15 protein-coding genes are annotated in these 17958 nt (G+C 45.8%); all 15 read left to right on the plus strand.

Going from position 1 to position 17958, the window contains the following annotated elements; all coding sequences use genetic code 11:
* The first annotated feature begins 12 nt into the window (after positions 1–12).
* The 15 genes from hisG (at position 13) to NIASO_RS05830 (ending at position 17792) form a co-directional block, all read left to right on the plus strand.
* Entirely contained in the window at positions 13–873 is an 861-nt protein-coding gene (gene hisG / locus NIASO_RS05755; RefSeq protein ID WP_008582719.1) for an ATP phosphoribosyltransferase, read from the plus strand.
* A 110-nt stretch (positions 874–983) separates the two neighbouring features.
* Positions 984–2264 (plus strand): histidinol dehydrogenase, encoded by a 1281-nt coding sequence (hisD, locus tag NIASO_RS05760; RefSeq protein WP_008582718.1) that lies wholly within the window; start codon positions 984–986, stop codon positions 2262–2264.
* Between the two features lie 26 nt (positions 2265–2290).
* On the plus strand, positions 2291–3364 hold the full coding sequence (gene hisC / locus NIASO_RS05765; protein ID WP_008582716.1) for a histidinol-phosphate transaminase: 1074 nt from the start codon (positions 2291–2293) through the stop codon (positions 3362–3364).
* 52 nt (positions 3365–3416) lie between these two features.
* Positions 3417–4556: a bifunctional histidinol-phosphatase/imidazoleglycerol-phosphate dehydratase HisB gene (gene hisB / locus NIASO_RS05770; RefSeq protein ID WP_008582714.1), complete on the plus strand. Its 1140-nt coding sequence runs from the start codon at positions 3417–3419 to the stop codon at positions 4554–4556.
* Between the two features lie 72 nt (positions 4557–4628).
* Positions 4629–5213, plus strand: a complete 585-nt coding sequence (gene hisH, locus NIASO_RS05775) for an imidazole glycerol phosphate synthase subunit HisH (RefSeq protein WP_008582712.1) — start codon at positions 4629–4631, stop codon at positions 5211–5213.
* Positions 5214–5241: 28 nt separating this feature from the next.
* Positions 5242–6075: a KilA-N domain-containing protein gene (locus NIASO_RS05780; protein ID WP_008582710.1), complete on the plus strand. Its 834-nt coding sequence runs from the start codon at positions 5242–5244 to the stop codon at positions 6073–6075.
* Positions 6076–6795: a 1-(5-phosphoribosyl)-5-[(5-phosphoribosylamino)methylideneamino]imidazole-4-carboxamide isomerase gene (hisA, locus tag NIASO_RS05785; RefSeq protein ID WP_008582709.1), complete on the plus strand. Its 720-nt coding sequence runs from the start codon at positions 6076–6078 to the stop codon at positions 6793–6795.
* Positions 6796–6833: 38 nt separating this feature from the next.
* The gene (locus NIASO_RS05790) at positions 6834–7232 is read left to right on the plus strand and encodes a four helix bundle protein (protein WP_008582707.1); all 399 of its coding nucleotides are present in this window, start codon (positions 6834–6836) and stop codon (positions 7230–7232) included.
* Positions 7233–7271: 39 nt separating this feature from the next.
* Positions 7272–8027: an imidazole glycerol phosphate synthase subunit HisF gene (gene hisF, locus NIASO_RS05795; protein WP_008582705.1), complete on the plus strand. Its 756-nt coding sequence runs from the start codon at positions 7272–7274 to the stop codon at positions 8025–8027.
* A 213-nt stretch (positions 8028–8240) separates the two neighbouring features.
* A complete protein-coding gene (gene hisIE, locus NIASO_RS05800; RefSeq protein ID WP_008582703.1) occupies positions 8241–8831 on the plus strand; it encodes a bifunctional phosphoribosyl-AMP cyclohydrolase/phosphoribosyl-ATP diphosphatase HisIE in 591 nt (196 codons plus the stop codon).
* Positions 8832–9021: 190 nt separating this feature from the next.
* Complete coding sequence (locus NIASO_RS05805; RefSeq protein ID WP_008582702.1) at positions 9022–9732, plus strand: DUF4294 domain-containing protein; 711 nt, start codon at positions 9022–9024, stop codon at positions 9730–9732.
* Positions 9733–9849: 117 nt separating this feature from the next.
* On the plus strand, positions 9850–13398 hold the full coding sequence (locus tag NIASO_RS05810) for a DUF2723 domain-containing protein (RefSeq protein WP_008582701.1): 3549 nt from the start codon (positions 9850–9852) through the stop codon (positions 13396–13398).
* 1127 nt (positions 13399–14525) lie between these two features.
* On the plus strand, positions 14526–15620 hold the full coding sequence (locus tag NIASO_RS05820; RefSeq protein ID WP_008585273.1) for a vWA domain-containing protein: 1095 nt from the start codon (positions 14526–14528) through the stop codon (positions 15618–15620).
* 208 nt (positions 15621–15828) lie between these two features.
* Positions 15829–16218, plus strand: a complete 390-nt coding sequence (locus tag NIASO_RS05825; protein ID WP_008585271.1) for a GxxExxY protein — start codon at positions 15829–15831, stop codon at positions 16216–16218.
* Positions 16206–17792, plus strand: coding sequence for a sigma 54-interacting transcriptional regulator (locus NIASO_RS05830; protein ID WP_245605232.1), 1587 nt, complete (start codon positions 16206–16208; stop codon positions 17790–17792). Before NIASO_RS05825 ends, NIASO_RS05830 begins: the two co-directional genes overlap by 13 nt.
* Positions 17793–17958 lie beyond the last annotated feature (166 nt).

Consider the following 17958-nt stretch of genomic DNA (forward strand, 5'->3'; position numbering starts at 1 on the left):
AAAAATATAGCTATGCAGGAAAAATTAAGGATCGCAGTTCAAAAATCAGGGAGGCTCAGTGAAGACTCGTTAAAGCTGTTGAAAGAATGTGGCATCGGGGTGCCCAATGGCAACAACCAGCTCAAGATCAATGCGGAAAATTTTGACGCCGAGATTTTGTTTTTGAGGGATGACGACATTCCCGAATACGTACAGGACGGAGTGGCCGACATTGGTTTTGTAGGGGAAAATGTGATGCTCGAGAAAAACAAAGCCACCGATATCGTGGAGCGCCTGGGCTATGGTAAATGCCGCCTTTCCATTGCATTGCCCAAGACCCGGAAAAAATTGGCCATCAAAGACCTGGACGGGATGAAAATTGCCACCAGCTATCCTTTCATTCTTAACAAGTGGTTAAAACAAAATAAAATAAAAGCCGACATTCATGTAATCAGCGGCTCAGTAGAAATTGCCCCCCGCATTGGTCTGGCCGATGCTATCTGCGACCTGGTGAGCTCCGGCAGCACCTTGTTCAGCAATGAACTGTACGAATTTGAAACCATTCTGAAGTCAGAAGCGGTGTTGATCTCGGGTAAAAAATTAAGTCCGGCACGCAAGCAACTGCTGGAGAAATTATTATTCCGTATCCGCGCGGTAAAAAAAGCCAAATACAATAAGTATGTGCTGCTGAACGCGCCCAATAAAAGCATTGAAAAGATCTGCGCCTATTTGCCGGGCATCAACAGCCCTACGATCATTCCCCTGGCCAAGGAAGGCTGGAGCTCGGTGCACTCGGTGATCAGTGAGTCCGACTTCTGGAACGTGATCGAAAAACTGAAAGCGGCCGGCGCCGAAGGGATATTGATCATCCCGATTGAGAAGATGATTGAGTAACGGCAATGGTCAATGATGAATAGTCAATGGGGCATTTAGATTGGACATGAAATTTATGTAATACAACGTGAAACATCAGACGTCAAACGTCAGACATCAAACATAACAAAGTGAAACTTTACAAATATCCATCTTTTGAACTTTGGCCGGAGATCTGCCGCCGTCCGGTGCAGGATGCGCAGCAGATCTTGCCGGTGGTAAGCGGCATTATAAAAGACGTGCAGCAAAAGGGAGACGCGGCATTAAGATCCTTCGCGAAAAAATTTGACGGCGTGGATCTTCCTGAACTTGCCGTAACCGCAGCGGAGATCAAACAAGCCGCCGCCGCAGTACCTCCGCAACTAAAAGCCGCCCTGAAACAGGCGAAGCAAAATATTGAAGCCTTTCACCGTTCTCAAAAAGAGCCGGTACAAAAAATCACTCCGCTAAAGGGCGTCACCTGCTGGCGTGAAAGCCGGCCGGTTGAAAAAGTTGGTTTGTATATTCCGGGAGGATCGGCACCCTTATTTTCAACAGTGTTAATGCTAGGCTTGCCCGCCCGCATCGCAGGGTGTAAAGAGGTGATCCTGTGCACCCCTTGCAACAAAGAGGGCAAAGTGCACCCTGCAGTGCTTTATGCCGCATCCCTTTGTGGAATTACAAAAATCTTTAAGACAGGCGGCGCCCAGGCCATTGCTGCCATGGCCTATGGCACGGAAAGCATTCCCCGGGTATTTAAGATCTTTGGCCCGGGGAACCAGTACGTGACCGTGGCAAAGCAATTGGTGCAAAATAAGGTGGCGATCGACATGCCCGCGGGACCCTCAGAAGTATTAGTTATCGCCGATGAAACAGCCCAGGCGGATTTTGTAGCCGCCGACCTGCTGGCCCAGGCCGAGCATGGCCCCGATTCGCAGGTGATCCTCGTCAGCACTAACGCAGCATTGATCAAAAAGACGGAGCGCGCTATCACCCAACAATTAAAAGTGTTGCCCCGTAATGCCATAGCCGCAAAGGCATTGGCACATGCACGTTTTGTGCTGGTAAAAAACAAGGAGCAGGCGGTAGCGCTTTCCGACTTTTATGCGCCGGAGCACCTGATCCTGGCCTGTAAAACCAGCACCCGCCTGTTAAAAAGCATTACCACTGCAGGATCTGTTTTTATTGGTAATTATTCCCCCGAAAGTGTGGGTGATTATGCCAGCGGCACCAACCATACCCTGCCCACCAATGGCTATGCCGCTGCTTACAGTGGCGTATCGCTGGATAGTTTTTATAAAAAGATCACCTTCCAGCAATTGAGCGTACAGGGCCTGCAGGCAATCGCCGGCACGGTAACCACCATGGCAGAGGCAGAAGGACTGCAGGCGCATGCCAATGCGGTTACTGTTAGAATAAAAAATAAGCAATAAGGAATTAAAAATAATTAACAGGAATCATGGATTTCAACTTAGATTATCTGGTAAGAGACAATATCAGGAACCTCGCCCCCTACTCTACGGCCCGGCACGAATTCAGCGGGGAAGCCAGTGTAATGCTGGATGCCAACGAAAATGCGATCGGTTCTCCAGTAACATTGGATATAAACGGGCAACAGGAACTGCTGAACCGGTACCCCGACCCGGTACAAACAAAGCTCAAACAGCGCATCAGCGAAATAAAAGGAATGCCGGTTGAACATATTTTTACCGGCAATGGCAGCGACGAAGCCATTGATGTGTTGATCCGTATTTTTTGTGAACCGGGGTTCGACAATATCATTACCCTTCCTCCCACCTATGGCATGTATGGTGTGGCTGCCGCTATTAATAATATAAAGGTTAAGGAAGTGCCGCTGAATGCCGGTTTCCAGATGGATATACAGGCCATTGCCGATGCGGTGGATGAATATACCAAGATCCTCTTCATCTGTTCTCCCAACAATCCCAGCGGCAACAGTATTAACCGGCAGGACATTGAGATCATCCTGAACAATTTTGATGGCATCGTGGTGGTGGACGAAGCCTATATTAACTACGCCAGACAAAAAACCTGGTCGCTGCAACTGACAGACCATCCCAACCTGGTAGTGCTGCAGACCCTTTCCAAAGCCTGGGGACTGGCGGCATTGCGCCTGGGACTAGCCTTTGCAAGCAAGGAGATTATCCATTTGATGAACAACGTAAAATATCCTTATAATATAAATATTGCCACGCAGGAACTGGCCTTGCAAGGCTTACAAAATGTAGACCAGGTAAACGCCTGGACCCGCGACTGCATTGAACAACGCGGCTGGCTGGAAAAAGAATTGCAGCAATTGCCTTTCACACAAAAAGTATATCCTTCTGATGCCAATTTCCTGCTGGTAAAAATGACCGGCGCTAATGCGATCTTTAGTTATCTTCAGCAGAAAGGTATCATTGTCCGCAACCGTAGTTCGGTTCCGGGTTGTGCAGACTGTTTGCGGATTACGGTGGGCACGGTTGAGGAAAATAAGGCATTGATGAAAACGTTGAAAGACTATCAGGGGTAAACAAGACCTGTCAGGTTTTTAAAACCTGACAGGTCTGCTCTAAAAACAAACAATGAAAAAAGTATTATTTATAGACAGGGACGGCACGCTGATTTACGAAGCGCCGCCTACTTATCAACTGGACTCGATCGATAAAGTAACCTTTTACCCCGGCATGTTTACCTGGCTGGGTAAAATAGCGCGGGAAATGGATTATGAATTGGTCATGGTTACCAACCAGGATGGCCTGGGTACGGCAAATTTCCCGGAGGAAACCTTCTGGCCTACACAAAACCTGGTAATGCGGAACCTGGAAGCCGACGGCATTCATTTTGCCGAAGTGTTCATTGACAAAACCTACCCGGAAGAAAACGCCCCCACCCGTAAACCAGGCACCGGGATGCTTACAAAATATATCAACAACCCTGACTATGACCTGGACGGTTCCTTTGTGATCGGCGACCGGATCACCGATATTCAACTGGCTAAAAACCTCGGCTGCAAAGGCATCTGGCTGGTACAGGATGAAACGCTGGGGGCTGCTGAAATCGCTGATTCTGTAAAAGAACTTGAATCCATCATTGCATTAAAGACCACCAACTGGCAGGATATTTATGCACTGCTTCAGCTAAAATCGCGGGTAGTGCATCATGTGCGGAATACCAATGAAACTAAGATCACCATCGACATTGACCTGGACGGAACCGGCCAGTGCCATATTGATACCGGCCTTGGATTTTTTGATCATATGCTGCACCAGTTGGGCCGCCACAGCGGGATGAACTTAAGCATTGTGACCAAAGGCGATCTGCATATTGACGAACATCATACCATTGAAGATACGGCCATCGCCCTGGGCGAAGCGCTGCATCTGGCTTTGGGCAACAAGGCCGGCATTGAGCGCTACGGTTTTTACCTGCCCATGGATGATGCACTGGTGCAGGTGGGATTGGATTTTGGCGGCCGTCCCTGGCTGGTATGGGACGCACCCTTTAAACGCGAAAAGATCGGCGAAATGCCTACCGAAATGTTTTATCATTTCTTTAAATCGCTTAGTGATGGTGCACGGATGAACCTGAACATAAAAGCCGAAGGCGAAAATGAGCATCACAAAATCGAAGCTATTTTCAAAGGCCTTGCCAAGGCTATCAAAATGGCTATTAAACGGACACCGGGCAATGATCAGTTGCCCAGCACGAAAGGAATATTGTAGAATCGTTTCTTGTTTGAGGTTTGATGTTTGACGTTGAACCTTAAACGATAAACGTCAAACGATAAACGATAAATGAATACAGTAATCATAAAATATAATGCAGGCAATATCCAATCCGTGTTATTTGCCTTAGAGCGTATCGGTGTGCAGGCCACTGTTACAGACGATTTGGAAGCGATCCGATCGGCCGACAAAATTATTTTTCCCGGCGTGGGTGAAGCCAGCACGGCGATGAATTATCTGAAAGAGCGCAAGCTGGATCAACTGATCCGTGAGGCCCGTCAGCCGTTGTTGGGCATTTGCCTGGGCATGCAATTATTATGTGCGCACAGTGAAGAAAACGATACTTCTTGCCTGGGTATTTTTGATGTGCCGGTTAAAAAATTCGTCAGTGAGGAATTGAAGATCCCCCAAATGGGTTGGAACCGCATTCACACTAAAGAAAATCCCCTTTTCAAAAAAGTACCCGCTGATGCCTGGTGCTATTTCGTGCATAGCTATTATGCTGTATTAAATCCGCACACCATTGCAACAACAAATTATGCAACGGAATTCAGCAGCGCGCTCCATCGGGACAACTTCTATGGTGTGCAATTTCATCCCGAGAAAAGTGCCGACGCCGGGGAGCAGGTACTCAAAAATTTTTTAGAACTTTGAGCCATTGAAGAACACTAAAAAATAAACGATGGCAGCTCAACAAACAAAAGATACCATTCATGCCAACGGGCTTGAAATTGCGATCTACACGGAAGACTTTAAAAACGAGTATATATCGCTTACGGATATTGCCCGGTATAAAAGCGATGAGCCAAATGATGTTATTCGCAATTGGCTCAGAACAAGAGACACGATCGAGTTTCTGGGGCTTTGGGAGCAGTTACACAACCCAAATTTTAAACCCGTCGAATTCGACGGGTTTAGAAAAAAAGCTGGCATGAATGCCTTTGCTTTGTCGCCTCAAAAATGGATAGAAGCTACAAACGCTATTGGAATCACCGCCAGATCAGGTCGTTATGGTGGTACTTTTGCCCATACAGATATCGCTTTTGAATTTGCTTCCTGGATTTCTCCTGAGTTCAAGTTGTATATTATTAAAGACTACAAACGGTTAAAAAATGAAGAGAATAGCCGGCTTTCGTTGAACTGGAACCTGAACAGAACCCTTTCAAAACTCAATTACCGTATTCTTACTGATGCTATTAAGGAAAATATCATCCCAAAAAGCATTACTAAAGAACAGGCCGCCATTATCTACGCCCATGAAGCCGATGTATTAAATATGGCATTATTCGGAGTTACGGCTAAACAATGGAGGGAACAAAACAGAACATTAGAAGGAAACATAAGAGATCAGGCAACGATCGAGCAGTTATTGGTGCTGGCCAACCTCGAAGGACTGAATGCTGAGTTTATCAAAATGGGGTTGCCCCAAAACGATCGGTTAATTAAACTTAACCAGGCCGCGATCAGTCAGTTGACCTCATTATTAAAGAATAATACTATAAAGCAAATAAAATAAATGGAGATTATCCCCGCAATAGATATCATAGAAGGTAAGGCTGTACGACTAAGTAAAGGCGATTACAACCAAAAAAAAGTATATAACGAAAATCCCCTGGAAGTAGCCCTTCAGTTTGAAGATGCCGGTTTAAAAAGACTGCACCTGGTAGACCTCGACGGTGCAAAAGCCGGCGCTGTGCGCAACTGGAACGTATTGGAAACGATTGCCGGAAAAACAAAACTCGCTATCGACTTCAGCGGCGGCATTTCCAGTGAAAAGGATGTACAGATCGCTTTGGATTCCGGTGCTGCTTATGCTGCTATCGGCAGCATGGCTGTTAAAAAGCCGGTAGTGTTCCAGGATTGGCTGACACAATTCGGTGTTGAAAAATTCATTTTAGGCGCCGATGTACTTGATGAAAAAATAATGATCAAGGGCTGGACCGAAGCGACTGATATCAATATCTTCAACTTTCTGAAACATTACCGCACTAAGGGCATCCAACAATTTTTCTGTACCGATATCAGCAAAGACGGGCTTTTGCAAGGCAGCTCCAACGAGCTTTATAAAAAGATACTCAACGAGGTAACCGAGCTAAAGCTGATCGCCAGCGGCGGCGTCAGCAGCATCAAAGACCTGGAAGATCTTAAAGCCATTGGCTGCAGCGGGGCGATTGTAGGGAAAGCCATATATGAAGGACGGATCAGTCTTAAAGAACTAAATCTATTTAATAAATAAGCAAATAATTTCTACTTTTCAATTTCTAATTTGAAATTATGAGCACCATCAAGAAATTTGAAGATCTGGAAATATGGCAGATTGCCGAAAAACTTTCGCTGAAAATCTTTACAGAATCCACTATCGGGGAATTTTATAAGGATTTTCGTTTCAAAGACCAGATCCGCGCAGCCTCTGGTTCAATTATGGACAATATTGCAGAAGGATTTGAACGGTCCTCGAGACTTGAATTCATCAATTTCCTGGGCTTTGCCAAAGGATCGTGTGGGGAAGTGAAATCGCAACTCCACCGGGCAAAGGATCAGCAATATATAACAGAAGATTTTTTCACAGAGCTGTATGAAAGCTACGATAGGCTTTCGGCGAATATAGCGGGGTTCATTGGCTACCTGAATAGAACGTCAATAAAAGGACAAAAGTTTAAGGATCGGAACTAATCAGAAATATCAAATAAAAAATCAGAAATCTAAATTCTCATGCTCGCAAAAAGAATCATCCCCTGCCTCGACATTAAAGACGGACGTACCGTAAAAGGGACCAACTTTTTACAATTGAGAGATGCGGGAGATCCGGTGGAGCTGGCGATGCGCTACTGCACCGAAGGAGCCGACGAGCTCGTGTTCCTGGATATAACCGCCACGGTAGATAAAAGAAAAACGCTTGCCGAACTGGTTCGCAAGATCGCCACACATATCAATATCCCTTTTACCGTAGGCGGAGGTATTAACACGATTGACGATGTATCCGTGTTAATGGAACACGGCGCCGATAAAATCTCGGTAAACACTTCCGCCGTAAGAGATCCGCAGTTGGTAAGCGATCTGGCGAAGAACTTCGGCAGCCAGTGCGTAGTTGTAGCCATCGACATAAAGCTGTTTAACGGCACCTGGAAAGTGGTCACGCACGGCGGCAGAAATGCCACCGATCTGGAAGCAACCGACTGGGCCAAAAAAGTTACCGACCTTGGCGCCGGAGAGATCCTTTTAACATCAATGGAAAACGATGGCACCAAAAAAGGATTTGCCCTGGATATTACCCGCCGGATCAGCGAGGCATTGCCGGTTCCGGTAATCGCCTCCGGAGGCGCCGGCACCCTGGGGCATTTTAAAGCCGTATTTGAGGAAGGCGCGGCAGACGCGGCCCTGGCGGCCAGTATCTTTCATTTCAGGGAAATCGAGATCGGCGCCTTAAAAAATTATTTAAAAGAAAGCAATATTCCCATTAGACTGTAATTTATTTGCTATTGAAGTTATTTGGACTTTCAAATTCCTTTGCATTTCCCGCGGATCACCGCAGATTTTCGCAGAAAATCAATCTGCGGATATCAGCGGTGTATTAGATCTGCTTAAAATCAGCGGGAGCACCGGGTTCAACATTGTTTCTATAAAAGTTTAAACAACTTCATTGTAATATTGCGTCAAATTTCAGACCTTAAATAGTAAAACATGATCGACTTTTCAAAATATACAGACGGGCTGGCTCCCGTAATTATACAGGACGCTGCCACACAACAGGTACTGATGCTGGGATTCATGAATGCCGAAGCATTGGAAAAAACCAAAAAGGAAGGAAAAGTTACTTTTTTCAGCCGGAACAAGCAACGTCTCTGGACAAAAGGCGAAACATCCAATAACTTCCTCCTGGTAAAAGAGATCCTCGAAGATTGCGATGCAGATACCTTACTTATTAAGGCCGAACCACAAGGCCCCACCTGCCATACGGGGGACATCAGTTGTTTTGGAAAAGCCAATGACCGCTTTTCATTACAGGAACTGGAAAAAGTGATCCGGGATCGCAGGAATAATCCTACCGAAAAATCTTATACCGCCTCACTTTTCGCAAAGGGAATCAATAAAATTGCCCAAAAAGTGGGCGAGGAAGCGGTTGAGATCGTTATTGAAGCAAAAGATGATAATAAAGACCTGTTCCTGGGAGAAGCTGCCGATCTGCTATTCCACTACCTGGTATTATTGCAGGCCAAGGGCTTTGAATTGAATGACGTTTTGGAAGTATTGGCCGCCCGGCACAAAAAGTAAATCATTTCGGGCGGAACGTCAATTCTTTGCTGCTGATGTTTGATACTGGATGCCCGATGCTGGATATCCAGGAACCAGAATTCAAGCATCCAGCATTCGTGCTTATAAATTAAGTAAACATTAACAATCTAAAATGCCATTGGGAATGGTTACCTTGTCAAATTGAATGTACCAATAGTAAATTTGAGTATTGAAGAAACAATACCTATACCTGATCATATTGGCAGGATTCTTTTTGTTGCCGGCTGCTTTTGAGAACACGGCTCAGGCGCAAACCGCCGACACCGTGCGCGTTCCTCCCATGCCTACGATGCAGGAGATCATGAAGGATTGGGGACCCCGCGATTCCACTAAAGTTGCCGCGATCTGGTATGGGCCCAATTACGATTCTTTTAAAATGATGCCCTATACGGAAGAGCAAAATATCTGGGTATCGAAACTGCCACCCGACAAGCTGGAAAAAATAAAACAGGAATGGAACCGGTTGCGCAATGCCGTGTACGTTTGCTACCCTTACGCATTAACGGCATCGGCAGTTATTGACAATATCAGCAGGCAATTACAGGGAGTTGCTGATAAAAGCGCACGTAAGGCCATTATAAAATCGCGGGAACAGGAACTGAAAAAGAAATTTGGCGATCCGTTAAGCAATCTTTCCGTTTACCAGGGAAAGGTGTTAATGAAGCTGATCTACCGCCAGACGGGCGCCGACTGCTATGAAATAATAAAAGAATATAAGGGGGGACTCAATGCGCGCCTGTATCAGACCGTGGCCTTCTTTTATGGGGGAAGTCTTAAACAGGATTATGACATCCGGAAGAACAGCTTTGACCGGCAGATCGAGGATTTTGTTCAGGAAATAAATGCCACCTGGTATCACAATCCGTACCGGGTGCGGTAAAGCCTGTTTTTAGCCCGTTATCCGGCTCTTATAAAATAAATGTAATACTCACTGGCAATCAACTAAAATGAACCGTTTATCCCTATTTTTGCGAACATCGAAAAAAGACGCGTTAAAATGAATTTCAAAAAAGTAAACAACCTCACCGGATGGGTGGTTTTTCTTATTGCCACCATTACTTATGCTACCACACGTGAAGCCCGCGGCTCCCTTTGGGATTGTGGAGAATTTGTATCCACTGCTTATAAGCTCCAAATGGCGCACCCGCCCGGCGCTCCCATGTTCAGCCTGTTGGGCCGTTTTTTTATTATACTTTTTGGCGATAAAGCGATAACGGCGGCCAATGCGGTAAACTTTATGAGCGCCTTAATGAGCAGTTGTACGATCCTTTTCCTTTTTTGGACGATCACTCATTTTGCGCGTAAAATGTTTGTAAAAACCGGCACCGGACTTACCGGCCAGCAGATCTTTACCGTAATGACAGCAGGTATCGTTGGGGCGCTTGCCTACACCTTTACCGATTCCTTTTGGTACAGTGCTGTAGAAGGCGAAGTGTATGCCAGCTCCTCCTTTTTTACCGCGCTTGTTTTCTGGTGTATGCTTAAATGGGAATATGCCGATGAAATGGCTGTTGATGAATATGAAAAAGCAAGGGCCGATCGCTGGATCGTATTCCTTTTCTTCATGATGGGGCTGTCGATCGGTGTGCACCTGTTAAACCTGCTCACGATCCCGGCCATTGTGATGATCTATTTCTATCGCCGGTATAAGGTAACCGTTAAAAGCGGCGTCATTGCATTCCTTGTAGGATGTTTGATCACCGGTGTGGTGCAATTAGCGGTGATCCAGTATAGCATGAAAGCGGCCGGGCTTTTTGATATTTTCTTCGTCAACAGTTTTGGATTGCCCTTCTTCTCCGGATTTACTTTCTACTTTATCTTAATTGCTGCTTTGATTGCCTGGGGTATTGGCTTTAAGCCAGACGTTTCCAAAAATAAGATCCTGGTGTGGACGGCTTTATTCTTTACATTGGCCTTTTTACCCTTTGCCTTTGGCAGTGGTACCATGGCCGTGCCCAAGATCGTTTTATTGCTGATCATCGGGGGCGTGCTGGGCTATTTTATTAAGCCTGCTGCCTTAAAGATCTTCAAACTCTTTCTGTGGTGTTTCTCCTTTATGATGCTGGGGTACTTTATGTACTTCACCAACATGATCCGCAGTAATGCGAATCCTGCAATTGACATGAACAATGTCGATAACCCGATCAACCTGGTTTATTACCTCAGCCGCGAGCAATACGGCACTCAACCTTTATTATATGGTGCCCATTATGCCGCAGAGCCGGATGTGGACGAAAATGGAAGTTATCTGGACCTGGGCGAGATGAAATATGTAAAAGGGGACAACAACTATATTCCCATCGGGCGGGATCGCTCTATTCGCTATAAAAGCTCCGACAAACAGCTCTTTGTGCGGGTATGGGATTCCAGCAACGACCAGGGGCATGCTGATTTTTATGCCGATTGGCTGGGGCTGGCCAAGCCCGATCCCAATACGGGGCAGGGTTCTTATGGCGCGCCGAGTTACATGGATAATATCAACTGGTTTATGAGTTATCAAACCAGTTGGATGTATATGCGTTATTTCATGTGGAATTTCGCCGGCAAACAAAACGACCTGGAGGGCTTTGGGAACAAAAGAGATGGTAACTGGATATCCGGTATCTCCATAATGGACAATGCCCGCCTGGGCGACCAAAGCAAACTGCCGGATAGTTTAAAAAATAATAAGGCGCATAATACTTTTTATATGTTGCCTTTCGTATTGGGCATCATCGGCTTTGTTTACCAATACCTGAAAAACAGGAAAGACTGGGTGGTAACCTTCCTGCTGTTTTTCTTCACGGGTATGGCCATTGTGATCTACCTCAACCAGCCGGGCAATCAGCCCCGTGAGCGGGATTATGCTTATGTAGGGTCTTTTTATGCCTTTGCGGTATGGATCGGGTTGGCAGTGGTTGCTTTTATCAGGAGCGTGCTGGAGCCGGAAGACAAGGAAGGTTTCCAGAAGTTATTGATATACGGTAGTTCTGCTGCCTTCCTTATTACAGCGCTCAGCAGTATGTCCAGCTCTTTCTCGGGTGTTATCATTGCCAGCCTCGTAGCTACTATAATTTATATTGCCGTGCTCTACCTTGTTACATTTATTGCACAGGCCGTTTCGGGCAAAGGGACGAATATGAAAATGGCCAATATAGCTACTGCAATTCTTTGTATTATAGCCCCGGCGCTGATGGCACAGCAGGAATGGAATGACCACGACCGCAGTAAAAAAACGCTGGCCCCGGACATTGCAAAAGATTACTTGGAAAGCTGCGCACCCAACGCGATCCTGTTCACCTTTGGTGATAACGATACCTATCCGCTGTGGTATGCCCAGGAAGTGGAAAATGTGCGTCCGGATATCCGCATCATCAATACCAGCCTGCTGGGGATCGATTGGTATATTAACCAGCTCCGGTATAAGATCAACGATGCAGATTCTGTTAACGTGATCCTGACCCCGGAACAAATAGAAGGGCATAACCGGGAATACCTGCGTTTTACCCAGCCACAACCCGGGCAAAATATCGATCCCAATAATTTCTACCCGCTTTATGATGTGATCAAAACCGTTGTGGGTGCACGTGCCGAAGATCCGGAAACCAAACGCGATGTAGGCTCCAACTATCTGCCCATAAGGCGATTCTTTATTCCGGTGGATAAAGCCCTGGTTTTAAAAAATGGTACGGCAACCGCTGGCGACAGCATTTTAGCGCAAGTGCCTTTTGAGATCCCGCAAGGTACCTCCGGCATCCAGCGTAATGACCTGATCATGCTGGCCATCATAGCCTCCAACCAATGGAAGCGGCCCATTTATTTAACAACGCCCATTGGGAACCTGGGCTTTGGTCAATACTTAAGAAAAGACGGCTTATCTTACCGCTTTGTGCCGGTTGTTACAAAAGCCCCTCAGGCCAACTGGGTTACCGACCAGGTATATCGCCAGTTGCATGCAGGAGGCACTTCTATCAGGGATAATAACCTGGATGCTATATACAAAAACCTGCTCACCAAATACGAATTCGGAGGTGCCGACAAATCCGGTGTATATTTTGATGAAGTAAACCGGCAATCCCTGCTGAATATCCGCAGCATTTTTGCTGAAGCCGCCGGCAACCTCGCAGACGCAGGCAGGAAAGAAGAAGCCATTAAATTGTTAAACAAAGCCGAAGCAGGTATTTTGCCGGAAAACCTGCCGTATGGTATGGTGAGCCATTATAACCAACACGATCAGATCGGCCTCATACTGGCGGAAGCCTATTATAAAGCCGGCAAGCTGGATAGGGCAAGAAAAGTGATCGCAGGCGTTAGAAAGGACATCAACGATCAGCAGAATTATTACAATTACCTGAAAGCCGAAAAACCGGATTATTATCAGGGCTTCCAGTCTCTCGATGATCCGCTAAATCAAATTGCAGGCGCAGCGGCTGATGCTATTGAGCAGCATTACGATCCTTTGAAAAAGAATGAAAAATCTCCGGTCCAGGAATTGCCAGGCATTCCGTCAGCCCCGGCCAAAGCTGCCGACAGCGGTAAAACGGCCAAAGATTCCGGAAAAAAATAACAATAGCTTATTTCAATTCAAATCCCCTGTTTTCCGCGGGGGATTTTTTTATGCCTGACATTATCCTTATCCGGTATAAGTTTCCTGTATACCGAAAGCTTTCTGGACGCTGACTGCCGCAGAAGAACAAGCTATAAATGCATCTGCGCCTCGCCATGGCTCCCAATTGCCATCCTGTCGTGTGGACACAAAATGTTGCTTTTATATTTTTCTACTTTTTGCTCGCCCAAAAAGTAGCGCAAAAAGGGCAGGGTCAAACGAACGCCTCCGGCCGTTTGACCGGCCACGCACGCGAACCTACATTACGAAAAGTAGCAACAAGGCCTTTTTGAAGGGGTTGGTCGAAGCCCCGCTGTCTGATTGTTGTTCAGTCTTCATTGCGCTGATTTTTTCCCTGCATAATTTGTCTGAATACAAAACATCCGTTGGGCAAAAAATAGGCGCCCTGGATCCGTTGATTCCCGAAGTTGCAATTACGTAAAAGAAATACCCCCGATGAAAAACAGTTGTTTGTTCCGAACGGATGCGGCTTAGAAGGGGGTTCCGCCGGACAGTGAAAGGACAAATCAAGCGGAATGGCGGTTTTGACGCCGCAAGCGACTTTTCAAAAATAGAACTGCAGGAAGGTGTCATAACCAGGCCTGTAGCGCAGATTGGTTCGGTTCCGCCGCAGCCCGGGCGCGAAACTGGCGGCGGAATTCACCTTTCGGCGGAAAAAGATTTTTTGCTCCACTTTTTTATCGATTGAAAAAAGTGGAAAATATGCAATTAGACAACACTTTATTCATCTGTTTCGATGATTATTGGAAAGCGTGCACATCTAAATATCTCACCAGCGGTCTTGCTCTATTTATAAACTATTAAAATGTGTCCACACGATAGGATCGCCATCGCGATGCACATTCTGCGTGAGACTGCTTTTTAGTAGTTTATAGGGTATCGTCTTTAAGCTTTATTGGCGTACGAACTATTCGGCTACCTACTTGTTATTCTATTTTACGGATTGAATGAACCCGATAAGACACCGAGGCGCAAAGAAGTTCAGGATAATTGCCGATACCTTAAAACACATACGCCTGCGTTTTTACAGGGTTAAACAATTCAAAAATTATTGATACATTTAACATATGAGAGGGATACAATTTTCGGGGTTTGATCCCAAAAGCGAAGGGAAAACGCCTTTTGAAAAAATGCTGGATATTTTCATGCAGCTCCTCACCTATACCAGCGGGGATGTGGCGGAAGCCCTGCAGTGGCTCAATGAGCTGGATAAGGAATACCAATTAGGCAATGATGAATATGGCGTCGGCGATTTCATTGAAGAGCTGAAACAGAAAGGTTATATAAAAGAAGATGAACAAAAAGGTGAGATCAGGATCACTCCCAAAACAGAACAGGGGATCCGCAAAAAAAGCCTGGAAGAAATTTTCGGAAAACTAAAAAAGGCCGGAAAAGGAGACCATAAAACCTTCAAACCCGGCCAGGGCGACGAAATTAATCCCGAAACACGTCCGTTTCAATTCGGCGATATGCTGGAGCAGATTGATTTCACCGAATCTATACGTAACGCACAGATCAATCATGGCATCGATAGTTTTCATATGCAGGAAGATGATCTTACCATCAGGGAATCTGATTTCAAAACGCAGACCTCCACGGTTTTGATGATCGATATCTCCCACTCCATGATCCTTTACGGCGAAGACCGCATCACTCCCGCAAAAAAAGTGGCAATGGCGCTGAGTGAACTGATCACCACACGCTATCCGAAAGACACGCTGGATATTGTGGTATTTGGCAATGATGCGTGGCCGGTTGAAATAAAGGACCTGCCCTATTTACAGGTAGGCCCTTATCATACAAACACGGTTGCCGGGCTGGAACTGGCGATGGACCTGTTGCGGCGACGCAAAAACCCCAACAAGCAGATCTTCATGATCACCGATGGTAAGCCCACTTGTCTTAAAATAGGGAAACGCTATTATAAAAATGCTTTTGGGCTGGATCGTAAAGTGGTCAATCGTTGCATGAACCTTGCGGCCTCCTGTAAAAAACTAAAGATCCCCATCACCACTTTTATGATCGCCACCGACCCTTACCTGCAGCGGTTTGTACAGGAGTTTACCGAAATGAATCACGGCAAAGCCTATTTTGCTTCCTTAGATAATCTGGGCTCGTTTATTTTTAAGGATTTTGAGAGTGGTAAATCAAAAATAGTCTGAACCATGATTTGGGGTGATGCCGGGAAGCCGGGAAAACGGAAAGCTTTTTTGAATCGCCGCAAACTTTACCGCCTTGCCTTCTTATTATTAATACCGAAAAGATAGAATAGTCTTATTTTTACGCTAATATATAGGTCGGGCACCGCTTACCGCTCTACCATTTTACCGCTAATAAACCCCATTTGTAAACACCAAAAATCATTTAACCATGTATCAACTCACTGAAAAAGAACACCACCTTCGCAAAGAAATCGTTGACTGTACATTCAGGGTACACAAATCGCTTGGTCCTCGATTATTGGAGAAAATTTATGAAGTATGTATCTGCCATGAACTGGCAAAAAAAGGAATTAATTATTTACGTCAGGCATACTTACCCATTTGCTATGATGGGCTAAAATTTGATGAAGGGTTAAGGATGGATATTTTTATAGGAGACCTTATAATCTGCGAACTAAAGGCAGTAGATATTGTTAATCCAGTTTGGGAGGCTCAAATCCTCAGTCATTTGAAGTTAGCGGGCAAACATGTCGGTTTTCTTATTAATTTCAATGTTGCAAAAATAAAATATGGAATCAGGCGATATTGCCTCGAATAAATAAAACAGGAAGCGTTTCCGTCTTCCCGACCTTACCGGCCATGAACAATATTGACACTCTGGGTAAATTAAAAGCAAGCGGCTATCAATCGAAAAGCATTAAAGAAGAGATCAGACAAAATCTTATACAACAATTAAAGTCAGGGGCAGCAACCTTTCCGGGCATTGTAGGCTATGAAGATTCCGTGATCCCCGAAACGGAGCGGGCCTTATTAAGCCAGCATAATATTCTTTTCCTGGGCCTGCGCGGACAGGCAAAGACAAGGATGGCCCGGCAGATGACCTCCCTGCTGGATGAATATATCCCGGTAGTAGAAGGAAGCGACATCAACGACGATCCGTTAAATCCGATCTCAAAATACGCTAAAGATCTTATTGCAGAAAAAGGAGACGCCACCCCCATTGCGTGGCTCAGCCGCACACAACGTTATGGCGAAAAGCTGGCCACCCCGGATGTAAGCGTGGCCGACCTTATCGGGGATATCGATCCCATCAAAGCAGCAAACCTTAAATTGAGTTTTGCTGATGAGCGGGTATTGCATTATGGAATTATCCCCCGAAGTAACCGCGGAATTTTTGTGATCAATGAACTGCCCGATCTGCAGGCACGCATCCAGGTATCACTTTTCAACATTCTCGAAGAGGGCGATATCCAGATCAGAGGATTTAAGCTAAGAATGCCCCTGGATATTTTATTTGTGTTTACCGCAAACCCCGAAGACTATACCAACAGGGGCTCCATCGTAACGCCTTTAAAAGACCGGATCCAAAGCCAGATACTGACCCACTATCCCAGAACCCTGGAGCACGCCTTGGAAATCACCGAACAGGAAGCAGGCATCCATGAAGAACAAAAAGAGCTGGTGCGGGTAAGCGATCTCGTAAAACGCCTCATCGAACAGGTGGCTTTTGAAGCACGCAACAGCGAGCTGGTCGATAAAAAAAGCGGCGTCAGCGCCCGCCTTACCATCTCCGCTTTAGAAAACGCCGTAAGCACGGCCGAACGAAGAGCATTGCTCAATAAAGAAAAAAACACACAGATCTGGCTCTCGGACCTGGCGGGGATCATTCCTTCCATTACGGGTAAAGTAGAGCTGGTATATGAAGGAGAACAGGAAGGCCCTTTGCAGGTAGCCATGAACCTGGTGGATAAAGCCATCCGTTCCCAGTTTATACAATATTTTCCCAACCCCGAGCAACTCAATAAAAGGCGCAATACCGGCAAGCCTTCCTCGCAGGCCAAAGCCGATGAAAATCCATACCGGCCCATTATTAACTGGTTTGATAAAGGCAATCACCTGGACGTTGATTTCAACGCAACCGATACCAGCAAAGTACAGCAGCTCTACCAGGTAGAGGGTCTGCATGCATTGGTAAAAAAATATTTTTCCGGCGCCAATGAACTGCAATCCGCGCTGCTAATGGAATTTATCCTATACGGGCTGGCAGCTTATTCGCTGATCAGCAAAAAACTGTTTGAAACAAAGGTCGCCTTCAAAGACCTCTTTGGCAGTATGATGAGCTCCGGTGTATCGGACGAAGACGAAGATTTCGGTTTTGAAGAAGACCAATAAAATTAATCTGGATTAAGATGAAAAAGCAGGCCGCTATTTAAGGCCTGCTTTTTTGATTACCGGCGCTGTTAAAAAAAGCACAATCCCACCCTTGTTATAATTTTTACAACACCTGTGATGCTTCTTGTAAGCCGTTGCAAAAAAGTGAAATTAGCTTTGCAGCAAC

Origin of the sequence: Niabella soli DSM 19437, from assembly GCF_000243115.2 — a bacterium.
Classification (GTDB): Bacteria; Bacteroidota; Bacteroidia; order Chitinophagales; family Chitinophagaceae; genus Niabella; species Niabella soli.

Coding starts and splice junctions, on each gene's coding strand:
- hisG (WP_008582719.1), top strand. CDS start 13: ATGCAGGAAAAATTAAGGATCGCAGTTCAAAAATCAGGGAGGCTCAGT.
- hisC (WP_008582716.1), top strand. CDS start 2,291: ATGGATTTCAACTTAGATTATCTGGTAAGAGACAATATCAGGAACCTC.
- hisB (WP_008582714.1), top strand. CDS start 3,417: ATGAAAAAAGTATTATTTATAGACAGGGACGGCACGCTGATTTACGAA.
- hisH (WP_008582712.1), top strand. CDS start 4,629: ATGAATACAGTAATCATAAAATATAATGCAGGCAATATCCAATCCGTG.
- NIASO_RS05780 (WP_008582710.1), top strand. CDS start 5,242: ATGGCAGCTCAACAAACAAAAGATACCATTCATGCCAACGGGCTTGAA.
- hisA (WP_008582709.1), top strand. CDS start 6,076: ATGGAGATTATCCCCGCAATAGATATCATAGAAGGTAAGGCTGTACGA.
- NIASO_RS05790 (WP_008582707.1), top strand. CDS start 6,834: ATGAGCACCATCAAGAAATTTGAAGATCTGGAAATATGGCAGATTGCC.
- hisF (WP_008582705.1), top strand. CDS start 7,272: ATGCTCGCAAAAAGAATCATCCCCTGCCTCGACATTAAAGACGGACGT.
- hisIE (WP_008582703.1), top strand. CDS start 8,241: ATGATCGACTTTTCAAAATATACAGACGGGCTGGCTCCCGTAATTATA.
- NIASO_RS05810 (WP_008582701.1), top strand. CDS start 9,850: ATGAATTTCAAAAAAGTAAACAACCTCACCGGATGGGTGGTTTTTCTT.
- NIASO_RS05820 (WP_008585273.1), top strand. CDS start 14,526: ATGAGAGGGATACAATTTTCGGGGTTTGATCCCAAAAGCGAAGGGAAA.
- NIASO_RS05825 (WP_008585271.1), top strand. CDS start 15,829: ATGTATCAACTCACTGAAAAAGAACACCACCTTCGCAAAGAAATCGTT.